Below are 13219 nucleotides of genomic sequence, written 5' to 3'. Positions count from 1 at the left end.
GCGGCACCCGGCACGACCGGGACGTCAACGCCGCCAAGAACATCGCCGTCGCGGCCGGGCTGGTCGAGACGAAAAACGCCTGCGGAGCGGACGTCAGACACGAAGGACCTCCTTCCGTGCGGTCTGCAATGAACCAGGAACCCCAACCCGCGAGGGTCGGAATCCCACGCCTTTAGGCGGGGGAGGATGTCAATGGCGCTCATCGAGCCGGCCGCGCTCGCGGTGGCAGCCGAAGATCCCGTCGTCGCCGCGGCACTCGACGCCAACCGGCGGTACGTGGCCGCGTCCCGATCCCTGCCTGCGGAGGACTACCTGCGGGCGGCGTACGGCAACGACGAGCGCGTTCCCGAGCCGATGGAGTTCGCCGTGCGGGCGGCGCAGACGGCCATGCGGGAACGACCCTGCTGGGAGGCTGACCTGCCGGTCGACTCGCTCCGGCCGACCAGCTACCCCAAGCTGGTGCTCGCCGGTTCGTGGGAGTCGGCGCCGGCGGACTACCGGTCGACGACCGGGGACGCGCTGGTGGCCACGGCGAGGGTTGTCGCGGAGCGGATCGGCGCTTCCTTCCACCGGGTCGCGGGGGCGGACCACTCGCCACATCAAGAACGTCCCGACGAGGTCAACCGGCTGCTGCTCGAGCTGTGGAGGCAGGCCGACGAGGTCGGGGCCGGGCGATAGAAACGGGCCGCGGTCACCACGGGCCGGATGGGTGGCCCGTGGTGACCGCGGCGAGTCGCCCGCCGGGGCGGCGCCGTCAGAAGGTGGCGCTGACTCCGACCGCCTTGCACGCCGCCGAGAGGTCAGCGCCGGCCTTCGTAAGGGCGGGGTTGTCGGCGGCGGTCGCCGGATCCGCGGCCCCTGCCGCCTTGGCGGCCTCCGCAGCGAACTGCTTCATCGCGGTGGTCACCTTGCCGTCGCCCCCGGCGGAGGCCACCTCGGTCACCTTCTCACTGAGCCCGGTCAGGACCTTCCTGAACGTGGCCGGCGACGAATCTCCGGACTGCACGGCGGCGACGAGCTTCGCCTTCATCTCGGCCCCCACCTTCTTCGCCGACTCGCAGAGCTCCTTGTCGCTCTTCGTAGCCACCGCGGCCGACGGGGACGGCGCCGAGGAGGTGGCGGGCGCCGAGGAGGCGGACGGCGCCCGACCGGCCGTGGTCTCGGTGTCCTCCCCACCACACGCGGCAAGCGCCAGCAGGGACGCACAGATCAACACGGTCGAGGCAACACGAAGACGCTTCACGGGCAGGCACCCTAACCGACACGCAAATCCTGATCAACTTTGGGCGGACGGGTTCGGACCTCCGGTGACCTGCACCGTAAGCTCCCGAACCGATGAGCAGCCTGACCGTGACCGGGTGAGCCGGCCGCGCGAGGTGAAGGCGCGCCGGCCCCGCCGCGCGGCTGATCAGTCGAGGCAGAACTCGTTGCCCTCGGGGTCGGCCATCACGATGTGACCGGCGCCGAGCGGCGGGGCGGGCTCGTGGCGCCGCAGCCGGGTGGCACCGTGGGAGACGAGCCGCTCGGCCTCCGCCTCCAGGGCCACCATCCGCGCGTCGCCCCGGAGCCCGGGGGCGGCTCGCACGTCGAGGTGCACGCGGTTCTTGGCCCGCTTGCCCTCCGGCACCCGCTGGAAGAACAGCCGCGGCCCGCAGCCCGCGGGGTCGACCACCGCCGAGGCGTCGTTGCGGCTCTCGGGCGGCACACCCATCGCCTCCAGGGCCTGCTCCCAGGACTCGAAGCCGGCGGGCGGGTCCTGCAGCTGGTAGCCGAGGGCGTCGGCCCAGAACGCCGCCAACCCGGCCGGGTCGGCGCAGTCGAAGGTGATCTGGATGTCGCGGGCCATCTCAGCCCACCTCCCGCCGGGTCTGCCGATGCAGGTCGCGGAGCAGGCACACCTCGGCCAGATGGTGGATCAGCTCGCGGTTGATGTGCAGCACCAGTGCCGCCAGCGGACGCTCGGCGTACGGTCCCTCCGCCTCTCCGCACGGGCGGGCGAGGCCGGCCTCGCCGAGGGACTCGACCCCGGCCAGCCACGTGGCGTACTCGGCGTCGAGCTGGGTCAGTGCCGCGGCCGCGGTCGGGGCGTACTCGAACGACTGGTAGTCGGTGGGCGCGCGACCGAAGTGCGCGGCGTTGCGCACCGCGAGCACGCCGACGATCACGTGCCCGAGTCGCCAGGCGATCGTCGTGAACGGTGGCGGGTCGGGCTGCGGCATCGCGAAGTCGATGGTCATCGCGCCGGAACCGGCCTGCACCGGCGCCGTGCCGCTGCCGCGCGGGCGCACGCTCCAGCAGCCGGGCGCCGGCTCCCAGAAGTACTCGTCGTCGGTGAGTCCGTCGAGGCGTTCGCGCAGCTGGTTGGTCCAGTGCCAGGCGAGCTGGTCGCGGAGCACAGGGTTCCACATCTGGTCGGTCATGCTCCCAGCCTGCCGCATATAGCGGACAGGATCGTTCCGTGATCTGTGGAACGATGGGTGCGTGGGTGTCGAGGCGACGACCGAGCGGGTGCTGCGGTTGCTGACGTTGCTGCAGCGGCGGCCGTCCTGGACCGCCGCCGAGCTCGCCGCCGAGCTGGGGGTCACCGACCGCTCGGTGCGCCGCGACGTGGAGCGGCTGCGCGCGCTCGGCTATCCCGTGCACGCGACGGCGGGCGTCGGCGGCGGCTACCAGCTCGGCGCGGGCACCCGGCTGCCGCCGCTGCTCCTCGACGACGAGGAGGCGATCGCGACGGCGGTCTCCCTGCGGCTGGCCTCGGGGGGCACGGTCGCCGGGGCGGGCGAGGCGGCCCTGCGGGCACTCACGAAGCTCGACCAGGTGATGCCGCCCCGGCTGCGCGCCGAGGTGCGGGCGGTGCACGGCGCCACCGATACCCTCGTCGGCCCCGGCGTCGAAATCGACGCGGAGCTGCTGGTGACGCTCGCGCGGGCCTGTCGCGACGCCGTGCGGGTGCGCTTCCGGTACGCCGGCCGCGACGGCGGGGAGCGCGAGCGCACGGTCGAACCGGTGCGGATGGTCACCACCGGCCGCCGCTGGTACCTGATGGCCCACGACGTCGACCGCGACGACTGGCGCACCTTCCGCCTGGACCGGATGCGCGAGGTGGTGGCGACGACCTGGCGCTTCCGGACGAGGGAGCATCCGGACCCGGTCGCCTACGTGCAGCGGTCCGTAACCGAGGCCCCGTACCGGCATCTCGCCAGGGTTCGGGTGCACGCCCGCCCCGACCGGGTGCGGGAGCTGGTGCCGCCCCAGGTGGGGCGCGTCGAGGAGGATCGCGACGGCTGGTGCGTGCTCGTCGTCGGCGGGGACAGCCTGGAGTGGCTCGCCGCGCAGGTGGCCCGGCTGGGCTTCGACGCGGAGGTGCTGGAGCCTCCGGAGCTGCGGGAGGTCGCCGCCCTGCTCGCCCGCCGCCTCGCGGCGATGGCCGGGGCCGGCTGACGGGCCCTCCCGGCGAACGTCGGTGGACGCGCCCCACCGCGCCTCCGGTCGGCGAGCCCGCCGCCAGCACCGGACACGCGGCGGCGCCGGGCCTCAGGCCACCAACGCCTCCTCGCGCAACAGCGGCAGGAGCTGCTCGCCCTGGCGCTTGATCTCCGGCAGGTAGGGCGTGTCGGAGAGCACGAAGTGGGTGACGCCGAGGGCCTGGTACCTACGCAGCGACCTCGCCACGTCCTCGGCCGAGCCGACCAGCCAGGTGGTGCCCGCCCCGCCGCCGCCGAACCTGCCGGGCGCCGTGTACAGGTTGTCGTCGAGCACGTCTCCGCGCGCGGCGAGGTCCAGCAGCCGCTGCTGGCCCACGGCGGCCTGCCAGTTCAGGTCGCGCGCGAGTGTGCCCTTGGCCTCGGCCAGCTGCGCGACCTTGGCCTCGGCGTCGGCCCAGGCCTGCTCCGTGGTGTCCCGCACCAGCGTGGTGACCCGCAGCCCGAACTCCAGCGGAGCGTGCTCGCGTCCCAGCGTCTCGCCGAGTCGCCTGAGCCGCTCGATGCGCTGCGCGACGCCGTCGAGCGGCTCGCCCCAGAAGAGCTGGACGTCGGCCTCGGTGGCCGCCACCTTCTCGGCGGCCGCGGAGGCCCCGCCGAAGTAGAGCCGGGGGTGCCGGCGCTCCCCGCGTACGACCGTTCGGGGCGCCACGGTGGCGTCGGTGACGCTGAAGTGTTCGCCGTGGTAGGTGACGTTCTCCTCGGTCCACAGCCTGCGCACGATCTGCATGAATTCCCTGGTGCGGGCGTAGCGGTGGGCCTGGTCGCCTTCGCTGTCGTCGTACGCGGCCAGGTTGTCCCGGCCAGAGACGATGTTGACCAGCACCCGCCCCCCGGTGAGGTGGTCCAGGGTCGCCGCGGCCGACGCGAAGTTCGCCGGGCGCCAGTAGCCGGGCCGGGCCGCGATCAGCGGCTGGAACGTGGTGGTCTGCGCGGCCAGTGCCGCGGCGACCGTGAAGGTGTCGGGCCGTCCCCAGCCGGTGCCGATGAGCGCCCCGCCCCACCCGTGCTCCTCCAGGGCCTTGGCGTGCCTGACGAGGGTGGCCAGGCTGTTGTGTCCTTCGACGACGTCGTCGCCGCGGTGGCCGGGCTGGGCCTGGTTCGGGATGTACCAGAGAAACTCGAGGCTCATCGGTGGCTCTTCCTGTCCTGTCGGGGAGGGGTGGGATCGGGTTCGTTCGCGGGGGCCTCCCGGCGCGGGACCGGCGCGCTCCCGCTGGGTGGGAGGTCGAGGTCTCCCGCCGGGGCGGGACGGGTGGCCCTGCCGCCCCGCCCCGGCGGGCCAGCTCAGCCGAACAACCGTGGCGCGTTGCGGACGGTGTGCGCGGCGACGTCGCGGCCGAGCCGGACGCCGACCTCGTCGGCGGTGCGGGTGTGGATACCCGACCACACCCGGGCATCGATGTTCTCCACGGTCGGGCGTCGCCAGTCGGTGTAGGTGCGGGTGGCACCGGGCTGGCTGGGGCTGGTGATGGTGTAGGGCTGCCGGGCCACCGGCCCGACCAGGGCGGTGAGGACCTGTTCGGCCGCGCCGGAGTAGGTGTTGTGTCCGCTGGGATAGTCGGGGTGCGCGGGCGTCGTGTGCAGCGGCGTCCACTCGGGGTCGCCGTCGGCGCTCGCCCGGATGGCGGTGACGGGCCGCCAGCTCAGGTAGGCGTACTTGGTGTCGGAGGTCGCGATCTGGGTGTCGACGAGCGCGACGTGGAAGACGGCCACCAGGCCCGCCCGCCAGGCGGTCGGCCGGGTGGACTGGGCGAGCGCGGCACGCAGGATCCCGGTGTAGAGGGTGAGCGAGGAGCCGAGCCAGAACGTCGCCGTGTCGGTCTGCCGCGGGGTGCGTACCGCGCTGTCGACCGCGCCGTACGCCCGGACCTCGGCCAGGTCCGCCCGGTAGCGCTCGGAGCCCGGCGCGGGCGGCGGGCCGGGCCGGTACCGGTCCGCGCGGTCGAGCAGGAACGGCGTGGCGAACCGGGTGCCGGCCTGCTGGGCGGCGGTGAAGCTCGGCGGGGTGGGCTGCCAGACGCCGGGGGCCGGGGCGGGAGTGGGGTACGGCGGGTTCACGGAGGCGGGGTCGAGCCCGTCGCCGGCGCGCTGGGCGAGCAGCGCTCGCGCCTCGGCCCGGCCGGCGGCCACACCGCGGTCCTCGGCGCGCCCGTCGGGGATGCGCTCCAGCGTGGTCCGCAGCGCCGCGTCGAGCGTGGGGGCGCCCTCGGGGATCAGGGTGCTCAGCGCGGTGTGCACGGCGGAGGCGAGTGCGGCGTCCTCGTAGTGGCGTGTCTTCCCGGTGGGCGCGGTGCGGAGCGCGCGGGCGGCGGCGAGCCAGGCGATCGCCCAGGCGCGGCTGTTGGTCACCTGCGGCCGGGTGCTGGTGGCGATCGTGGCCGCGGTGGCGTCGTACCACTCGACGGCGGTGTCGACCGTGGACGTGTCGGCGGCCGCCGGTACTGCGGGAACGCCGGCGACCAGCGCGGCGGCGGCGATTACCGCCGCGCCACCGCGCCAGCCGCGAAGGTTGGGAGGGGTCATGATGCGGTCACTCCTTCGTGGGATGGGTGCAGGGTGGAAGGTGGGAGATGCAGGAGGGCGTCGGCGTGCTGGTCGGCCCACCGGGCGGCGATCTCTCGCGCGTCGACCAGCCGCGGCTCCGGCACGGCCAGCGGCGCCGGGACGTGGGCGCCGAGTTCGGCGAGCACGTCGCGCAGCGCCGACGCCGCGGCGTCCGCGTGCGCCGGCGCGGCGGCCACCGCCACCGCCACGGCGGTCACGCCCGCCAGTTCCCGGTGCCCGAACTGGTCCAGGAAGACCTTGAGCAGCCCGGTGTAGCTGCCCTTGTACGCCGGGGTGGCGACGATCAGCAGTTCCGCCGCCCGCACCGTGTCGAACGGGTCGGGCCCGGCCGTCGCCCCGTACGCCGGCTCCGGGCCGAAGGACACCCCGACGATCTCGGCCAGCTCCAGCACGTGGACGTCGCCCTGCGGCCGCGCCAGCCGGGCCAGCAGCTCGCCGGTGACGGTCTCGGCGAGCCGTCGGGTGCGCGATCCGGCCCGGGGGTTGCCGACCACGACGACGGTGGTCACCGCGATCCCCCGAGGGGCTGCCGGCGCCGGTGCGCCGGGTCGGCCACCGAGGGCGGCTGGTAGCCGGCGTCGGCGGGGTTCAGCGTGGTGCCGGGCGGGACGATGGCGTCGATGCGGTCCAGCACGTCCCGGGACAGGGTCACCTTGGCGGCGCCGAGCTGGGACTCCAGGTGCGCGAGGGTGCGCGGCCCGATGATCGCCGACGTGACGGCCGGGTGTTCCAGGACGAACGCGATCGCCAGGTGGATCAGCGACAGCCCGGCCTCGTCGGCGAGGGCGGCCAGCGCGTCCACGACGGCGAGCTTGGCGGCGTTGTCCGGCAGGGTCGGGTCGAACCGCGCGGGAAACCGGTCGGCCCGTCGGGAGATCGGGGCGTCGAGGCCGCCGTGGTAGCGGCCGGACAGCCATCCGCCGGCCAGCGGGCTCCACGGGAGCACCGCCAGCCCGTACCGCTGGGCCACGGGCAGCACCTCCCGCTCGACGCCGCGGGCGAGGATCGAGTACGGCGGCTGCTCGCTGACCACCCGCTCCCGGCCGCGCCGCTGCGCGATCCACTGGCCCTCGACGATGGCCGACGGCTCGAAGGTGGAGGTGCCGATGTAGCGGATCTTGCCCTGGTGGACCAGGTCGCTGAGCGCGCCGAGGGTGTCGTCGAAGTCGGTGTCCGGCTCCGGCCGGTGCACCTGGTACAGGTCGATCCAGTCGGTACGCAGCCGGCGCAGGCTGTTCTCCACGGCGCGGACGATCCAGCGGCGGGAGTTGCCCCGGTGCTGCGGGTTGTCACCGACCTGGCCGTGGAACTTGGTGGCGAGGAAGACGTCGTCGCGGCGCCCTGCGGCCAGGGCCTTGCCGACGATCTCCTCCGACTCGCCGTGGGAGTAGACGTCGGCGGTGTCGATGGCGTTGATGCCCTCGTCGAGCGCCCGATGGATGATCCGGATGCCGTCCTCGTGGTCCGGGTTGCCCCGCGCGCCGAAGTTCATCGCGCCCAGCGTGAGGGAGCTGATCCGGACGCCGGTGCGCCCGAAGGGCCGATGGTCGACCATGGTTCGTCCTTTCCTGTTGGCTAGCGGGACGCGGCAGCAGGCTGCCGGGTGAACTGGTTGGCCGGGCGGGGCAGCCCGTAGTGGTCGCGCAGCGTCGTCCCGGTGTATTCGGTGCGGAACAGCCCGCGGCGCTGCAGGATCGGCACGACGTGGTCGACGAACGCCTCCAGCCCGGACGGCAGCACGGGCGGCATGATGTTGAAACCGTCGGCCGCGCCGCTGCGGAACCAGCTCTCGATCGCGTCGGCGACCTGCTCCGGGGTGCCGGCGAAGGTACGGTGCCCGCGCCCGCCGCCGAGGCGGCCGATGAGCTGCCGTACGGTCAGCCGCTCCCGTCGGGCCAGCGTGACGATGAGTGTGTACCGGCTCTTGGCCCCCTCGATCTCGTCCTCGCCGGGCAGGTCGGCGGGCAGTTCCTTGTCCAGGTCGAGGTCCTCGGGGGCGACCCGCAGCGTGTTGGCGAGCTGCTGCCGGGCGTACTCGGGTTTGATCAGCCGGTCCAGCTCGTCCTCCAGCGCGCGGGCCTCGGCCTCGGTGGCGCCGATGGCCGGGACGATGCCGGGCAGGATCTTGATGCTGTCGGGGTCGCGGCCGAGTTCGGCCGCGCGGCCCTTGAGGTCGCGGTAGAACGCCTGCGCCTCGGCCAGGGTCTGCTGCGCCGTGAACACCGCCTCGGCGTAGCGGGCGGCGAGCTGCTTGCCGTCGGTGGACGATCCGGCCTGGACGAGCAGCGGGTAGCCCTGCGGCGAGCGGGGCAGGTTGAGCGGGCCGGCCACCCGGAAGTGGCGCCCCCTGTGGTCCGGCCGGTAGAGCAGCTCGTCGTCGCCCCACCGGCCCGCGTCCTTGTCGCCGAGGGGCGCGGCGTCGTCCCAGCTGTCCCAGAGCTTGAGCGAGACGTCGATGAACTCGGCGGCACGCTCGTACCGGTCCCGGTGGGCGGGCAGCTCGTCGAGGTTGAAGTTGCGGGCCGCGTCCACGCCGGCGGTGGTGACGATGTTCCAGCCGGCCCGGCCGCCGCTGATGTGGTCCAGTGAGGCGAAGCGGCGGGCCAGGTTGAACGGCTCGTTGTAGGTCGTCGAGGCGGTCGCGATGAGTCCGATGTGGGTGGTGGCACCGGCCAGCGCGGTGAGCAGCACGGTCGGTTCGAGGGTGCCGCCCGGCCGGCGGCCGATGCTGTTCCACAGCACCGGGCTGTCGGCGAGGAAGAGGGAGTCGAGCTTGCCGCGTTCGGCCACGCGGGCGAGGTGTGTGAAGTGCGCGACGTCGGTCTGCGCGAACGGGTCGCTCTCCGGCAGCCGCCAGGCCGCCTCGTGGTGGCCGACGCCCATCAGGAAGGCGTTGAGGTGGATCACAGCTGTCCTCCGTTTTCTCGGACGCCCAGCGCTTCCAGCAGCGACTCCCGGTACGCGAGGAATCGCGGCTGCCGGTGTGAGCGCGGCGCCGGCAGGTCGATGGTCCGGTCGAGCGCGATGCGCCCGGTGTCGAGCACGAGCACCCGGTCGGCGAGGGTGACGGCCTCGTCGACGTCGTGCGTGACGAGCAGCACGGCGGGCCGGTGCCGTGCGCACAGTTCGCGCAGCAGGTGGTGCATCCTGATCCGGGTCAGCGCGTCGAGGGCGCCGAACGGTTCGTCGGCCAGCAGCAGCTCGGGCTCGGTGACCAGCGAACGCGCCAGCGCCACCCGCTGTTGCTCACCGCCGGACAGTTCCCTGGGCCAGGCCCCCTCGCGGCCGGCCAGCCCGACCTCGGCCAGGGCGGCCCGGCCGCGTTCGTCCGCGTCCGGGCCGGGCAGGCCCAGGACGACGTTGGCCAGGACGCGCTGCCACGGCAGCAGCCGGGCGTCCTGGAACACGACGGACGAGTTCTGCGGCACCTCGACCAGGCCGCCGCCCGCCACGTCGCGGTCCAGACCGGCCAGCGCCCGCAGCAGCGTGCTCTTGCCCGAGCCGCTGCGGCCGAGCAGGGCCACGAACTCGCCGGCGGCGATCTCCAGGTCGAGCCCGTCCAGGATCGTCCGGTCACCGAACCCCCGGGAGAGGCCGCGTACCCGAACGGCGCGCGGTGGCGCGGCGGTCAGTCCGCCAGCGTGCGTCGCCACGACAGCGCCCTCCTCTGCACGAGCCGGACGGCGCCGTCGGACACCAGCCCGAGCAGGCCGTAGAGCACGAGGCCGACGATGATGACGTCGGTCTGGCCGTACTGCCGGGCGAGGTCCATCATGTAGCCGATGCCGCTGGTCGAGTTGATCTGCTCGACGACCACGAGGGAGAGCCAGGCGCCCACCACGGCGAACCGCATGCCGAGCAGGAAGCCGGGCAGCGCGCTGGGCAGCACGATCCGGCGGATGAAGACGGCCGGCGGCAGCCGCAGCGACGCACCCAGCTCGACGTACCGGCTGTCGATGCTCCGCAGGCCGTTGTGCGTATGTATGTAGACCGGCACGAACACGCCGAGCGTGATGGTGGTGACCTTCATCTGCTCGCCGATGCCGAACCACAGGACCAGCAGCGGCACGAGCGCCAGGGCGGGGATGGCCCGTTTGATCTGGATGGGGCCGTCGAGGACGGCCTCGCCCCAGCGGCTCAGCCCCGCGACCAACGCCAGCACGGTGCCGACGACGGTGCCGATCCCGAGCCCGAGGCCGGCCCTGCCGGCGGAGACCGCCAGGTTGTCCTGCAGCCGGCCGTCCGCGATCAGGTCACCGGCCGTCGTCACCACCGTCCAGGGCGCCGACAGGGTACGCGGGTCGAGCCAGCCGGCCGCCGACCCGGCCGTCCACACCGCCAGCAGCAGCAGCGGCCCGACGGCGGCGCCGAACGGGATGGGGCGGCCGGGGCCGAGCGGTCGTTTCGCCGTACGGGCCGATCCGGTGGCCGCCGCCGGGCGGTGCCTGGTGAGAACGGAGGCGGTCACCGGGCACCTCCCGCCGCGAGGGCGTCCGCGGCGACGGTCTCGTACCGCCGGTCGTACAGGTCCTCGGCTCTGAGCGGCCGGTTTCCGGTCTCCTTGGCGAGCAGGTCGATGGTCTCCTGGTGCCGGGAGATGGCCTCGGCCCAGCTCGCCGGGATGTCGGCGATGCCGTTGTTCTCGACCAGCCACCGGCCGTCGTCGGCGGTGAGGCCCTGGTCCCTGATGTAGTAGCGCTCGATCCACTCGTCGGGGTGGGCCTCCCGCCACCGCCAGGCCTGCGCCCACACCTGCACGTACTCGCGGATCGCCGCCGCCTTCGCCGGGTCGGCCAGCACGGTGGCCGGCGCGTACAGGTGGCCGGGATCGTCGCGCAGGCCGTGCGGGATCGTGGTGGCGCCGTCCCTGCCGTACTTGCTCTCGTACCGCCTGATCTGCACGCCGCCGATCGGCGCGACGTCGACCTGGCGGCTGGCCAGGGCCGTCGCGTACACGTCGCCGGTGCTCGGCAGTTCGACCAGCTCGACGTCCTTCTTGGACAGGCCGGCCTTGTGCAGCACCCGCAGGATCAGTGCGCCCTGCGCCTGCCCCGGGCTGTACGCGACCCGCCTGCCGCGCAGGTCCGCCAGGGTGCCGACCGTTACTCCCGGCGCGATGCCGAGCCGGTAGATGGCGTGGTTCAGTGGGTCCTGGCGGAACTTCGACGCGACGATCCTGGTGGGAATGCCGGTCCAGTGGGAGTGGATCGGCGGTATGTCGGCGACCGACCCGAGGTCCAGCGCGTCGGCCCGGAACGCCTCCAGGGTCTGCGGGCCGCCGCTGATGTTGGCCCACTCGACCTCGAACGTGAACCGCTCGGCCAGGCCGGAGTACTCGATCGCCTTCTGGTGTTCCTTGTCCCCCACGACGAGCTTGGTGCCCTTCGGCACGGCCTCGGCCAGCGGCGCGGCGGCGAGCGCGGCGTCCGGTTCGTCGTCACCGGCGCAGGCGGTCAGGCCCAGCGCGACGGCGCCGACGGCGGCGGACAGGAACGCCCGCCGGTTCAAGGTGTATCCGGGCTTCAACTCAGGACTCCTTCGTGGATGGACGCAGGGCGGCGTACCGCCCCATGTGGTAGAGCAGCGGGGCGCCGTCGCCGTGGCTGCCGCTGAGCGGCTCGGCCAGCACGATCGTGTGGTCGCCGGCCGGCACCCGCTGGGTCACCCGGCACAGCAGCCGGGCGACCGGCTCGTCCAGCAGCGGCACCCCGTACGGGCCGTACCGCCATCCGGGGTGCGCGGCGAACCGGTCGATGCCGCTGGTGGCGAAGGTCCGCGCGATGTCCTGCTGGTCCTCGCCGAGCAGGTGCACCGCGACGTGCCTCGCGCGGGCGGCCGTCGGCCAACTCGACGACGACCGGGCCAGGCAGAACGACACCAGCGGCGGTCGCAGCGACACCGACGTGAACGATGTCGCGGTGAATCCCACCGGCGGGTCGCCCGCGACGGTCACCACCGCGACCGAGGCGGCCTGCCGGCGCAGCAGGGTGCGGAACGTGTCCGGGTCGACCGGGGCGAGGGGTTCGGCGGCCATGGTCATGGCATTCCTCCTGGGTCGGGAGCGAGGGCACGCACCATCCCGGGCATGGCGGGGGCGCGGTGCCTCGTCGAGCGGGCCGCGCAACGTGTCACGGAGGCGGCTGCCGGTCCTCGTTGAGCCGGCGGCGCGACGGTGGAGAAGGTGACGAGGGGGAGGAAGTCAGGAACGCGGTCAGCGGCAGCAGCCGCGCGCGCCGGTCCAGCCGCGGCAACACACCCGCGACACCGCGACCGCGGTGCCGTCGAGCGGGGCGTTCTGGCTGGTCATGAATGAAAGCGTCTACCCATAAAACCTATTGGTCAAGTAGGGTTTCACACGCTGAGACGACCCCGGGCACCCGCCGCCCTGGACGGCCCCCCACCCCGCCCGGCATCCGGGTGATCGTTCCCTGACCTGCGGCGGCGCATTCTTGCGTCGTCCGGTCACCTCGGCCGGGATTGCGTCGGGGACGTACGCTGCCGCGGATGAGCACACCGTCCCGCATCCTGGTCTACGGGGTGTACGGGGCCGGCAAGTCCACGCTCGCGGCGCGGCTGTCCGAGCGCCTGGGGTTGCCGTGGTACCCGGTGGACGACCTGCTCTGGCAGCCGGGCTGGGTGGAGGTACCGGTCGCGCGGCAACGCAGCCGGATCGAGGAGATCTGCCGACGGGACCGCTGGATCCTCGACGGGGCGTACCACGGGTGGCGGGACGTGCCGCTGGCCCGCGCCGACCTGGTCGTCGGCCTGGACTACCCGCGTTGGCGCTCCTTCTGGCGGCTGCTGCGCCGCACCCTGCGCCGGCTGGTGACGGGTGAGGAGATCTGCAACGGCAACCGCGAGTCGCTGGGCAGCGTGCTGTCCCGGGACTCGATCCTGGTCTGGCACGTCACCGCGTTCGGGCGGGCCCGGCGCCGGATGCGGGCCTGGCGGAGCGACCCGTCCGGGCCGCCGGTACTGCTGTTCCGCTCCCCCGCGGCCCTGGACCGGTGGCTCGCCGGCCTGCCCCGCCCGCCGCACTAGATCCAACGCCGCTCGGTTAAGGTCCGGCGGGTGTTTCGCAATGGTTTGTGATGATGTCGATCGCGATGGTGGCTTTGTAGCTATGCCGGTCTACGTTGGGTCCGCGGGCTTGGTACTTGGAGTTTGAG

The 13219-nt window shown here is 73.5% G+C and carries 15 protein-coding genes; 3 read left to right on the top strand and 12 right to left on the bottom strand.

What is annotated here, in order from left to right:
* The first annotated feature begins 192 nt into the window (after positions 1-192).
* Positions 193-678: an alpha/beta fold hydrolase gene (locus ABGB16_RS31840; protein ID WP_347671781.1), complete on the top strand. Its 486-nt coding sequence runs from the start codon at positions 193-195 to the stop codon at positions 676-678.
* Between the two features lie 76 nt (positions 679-754).
* On the opposite strand, the gene ABGB16_RS31835 is transcribed toward ABGB16_RS31840, so the two are convergent.
* The 3 genes from ABGB16_RS31835 to ABGB16_RS31825 all read right to left on the bottom strand — a co-directional run bounded on the left by ABGB16_RS31835 (position 755) and on the right by ABGB16_RS31825 (position 2420).
* Positions 755-1243, bottom strand: coding sequence for a hypothetical protein (locus ABGB16_RS31835; protein WP_347671780.1), 489 nt, complete (start codon positions 1241-1243; stop codon positions 755-757).
* A gap of 165 nt (positions 1244-1408) precedes the next feature.
* Positions 1409-1846 (bottom strand): VOC family protein, encoded by a 438-nt coding sequence (locus tag ABGB16_RS31830; RefSeq protein WP_347671779.1) that lies wholly within the window; start codon positions 1844-1846, stop codon positions 1409-1411.
* Between the two features lies 1 nt (position 1847).
* Positions 1848-2420, bottom strand: a complete 573-nt coding sequence (locus ABGB16_RS31825) for a DinB family protein (RefSeq protein WP_347671778.1) — start codon at positions 2418-2420, stop codon at positions 1848-1850.
* Between the two features lie 61 nt (positions 2421-2481).
* On the opposite strand from ABGB16_RS31825, the gene ABGB16_RS31820 reads away from it, so the two are divergent.
* Positions 2482-3441, top strand: coding sequence for a YafY family protein (locus ABGB16_RS31820; RefSeq protein WP_347671777.1), 960 nt, complete (start codon positions 2482-2484; stop codon positions 3439-3441).
* Positions 3442-3534: 93 nt separating this feature from the next.
* Here ABGB16_RS31820 and ABGB16_RS31815 read toward each other — a convergent pair whose 3' ends face one another.
* From ABGB16_RS31815 to ABGB16_RS31775, 9 genes are all read right to left on the bottom strand, one after another.
* Positions 3535-4614, bottom strand: a complete 1080-nt coding sequence (locus tag ABGB16_RS31815; RefSeq protein ID WP_347671776.1) for an LLM class flavin-dependent oxidoreductase — start codon at positions 4612-4614, stop codon at positions 3535-3537.
* A 155-nt stretch (positions 4615-4769) separates the two neighbouring features.
* The gene (locus ABGB16_RS31810) at positions 4770-6008 is read right to left on the bottom strand and encodes a vanadium-dependent haloperoxidase (protein ID WP_347671775.1); all 1239 of its coding nucleotides are present in this window, start codon (positions 6006-6008) and stop codon (positions 4770-4772) included.
* Positions 6005-6559 (bottom strand): NAD(P)H-dependent oxidoreductase, encoded by a 555-nt coding sequence (locus ABGB16_RS31805; RefSeq protein WP_347671774.1) that lies wholly within the window; start codon positions 6557-6559, stop codon positions 6005-6007. The genes ABGB16_RS31810 and ABGB16_RS31805 overlap by 4 nt, the downstream gene beginning before the upstream one ends.
* A complete protein-coding gene (locus ABGB16_RS31800) occupies positions 6556-7605 on the bottom strand; it encodes an aldo/keto reductase (protein WP_347671773.1) in 1050 nt (349 codons plus the stop codon). The genes ABGB16_RS31805 and ABGB16_RS31800 overlap by 4 nt, the downstream gene beginning before the upstream one ends.
* Positions 7606-7625: 20 nt before the next feature.
* Complete coding sequence (locus ABGB16_RS31795) at positions 7626-8957, bottom strand: LLM class flavin-dependent oxidoreductase (protein WP_347671772.1); 1332 nt, start codon at positions 8955-8957, stop codon at positions 7626-7628.
* Positions 8954-9703, bottom strand: coding sequence for an ABC transporter ATP-binding protein (locus ABGB16_RS31790; RefSeq protein WP_347671771.1), 750 nt, complete (start codon positions 9701-9703; stop codon positions 8954-8956). Before ABGB16_RS31790 ends, ABGB16_RS31795 begins: the two co-directional genes overlap by 4 nt.
* On the bottom strand, positions 9679-10518 hold the full coding sequence (locus ABGB16_RS31785; protein ID WP_347671770.1) for an ABC transporter permease: 840 nt from the start codon (positions 10516-10518) through the stop codon (positions 9679-9681). Before ABGB16_RS31785 ends, ABGB16_RS31790 begins: the two co-directional genes overlap by 25 nt.
* Positions 10515-11576, bottom strand: coding sequence for an ABC transporter substrate-binding protein (locus tag ABGB16_RS31780; protein WP_347671769.1), 1062 nt, complete (start codon positions 11574-11576; stop codon positions 10515-10517). The genes ABGB16_RS31785 and ABGB16_RS31780 overlap by 4 nt, the downstream gene beginning before the upstream one ends.
* Before the next feature lies 1 nt (position 11577).
* Complete coding sequence (locus ABGB16_RS31775; protein WP_347671768.1) at positions 11578-12090, bottom strand: flavin reductase family protein; 513 nt, start codon at positions 12088-12090, stop codon at positions 11578-11580.
* Between the two features lie 464 nt (positions 12091-12554).
* On the opposite strand from ABGB16_RS31775, the gene ABGB16_RS31770 reads away from it, so the two are divergent.
* Positions 12555-13091: an adenylate kinase gene (locus ABGB16_RS31770; RefSeq protein ID WP_347671767.1), complete on the top strand. Its 537-nt coding sequence runs from the start codon at positions 12555-12557 to the stop codon at positions 13089-13091.
* The last annotated feature ends 128 nt before the right edge of the window (positions 13092-13219 follow it).

Source organism: Micromonospora sp. B11E3 (assembly GCF_039871625.1).
Lineage (GTDB): Bacteria > Actinomycetota > Actinomycetes > Mycobacteriales > Micromonosporaceae > Micromonospora.
Note: the sequence above shows the minus strand (reverse complement) of the source record. Positions and strands in the feature narration are given on the sequence as shown.

Bases quoted from the DNA above. Each gene is read 5' to 3' on its own strand.
- ABGB16_RS31840 (WP_347671781.1), top strand. From the start codon at position 193: ATGGCGCTCATCGAGCCGGCCGCGCTCGCGGTGGCAGCCGAAGATCCC.
- ABGB16_RS31830 (WP_347671779.1), bottom strand. From the start codon at position 1,846: ATGGCCCGCGACATCCAGATCACCTTCGACTGCGCCGACCCGGCCGGG.
- ABGB16_RS31825 (WP_347671778.1), bottom strand. From the start codon at position 2,420: ATGACCGACCAGATGTGGAACCCTGTGCTCCGCGACCAGCTCGCCTGG.
- ABGB16_RS31815 (WP_347671776.1), bottom strand. From the start codon at position 4,614: ATGAGCCTCGAGTTTCTCTGGTACATCCCGAACCAGGCCCAGCCCGGC.
- ABGB16_RS31810 (WP_347671775.1), bottom strand. From the start codon at position 6,008: ATGACCCCTCCCAACCTTCGCGGCTGGCGCGGTGGCGCGGCGGTAATC.
- ABGB16_RS31800 (WP_347671773.1), bottom strand. From the start codon at position 7,605: ATGGTCGACCATCGGCCCTTCGGGCGCACCGGCGTCCGGATCAGCTCC.
- ABGB16_RS31775 (WP_347671768.1), bottom strand. From the start codon at position 12,090: ATGACCATGGCCGCCGAACCCCTCGCCCCGGTCGACCCGGACACGTTC.
- ABGB16_RS31770 (WP_347671767.1), top strand. From the start codon at position 12,555: ATGAGCACACCGTCCCGCATCCTGGTCTACGGGGTGTACGGGGCCGGC.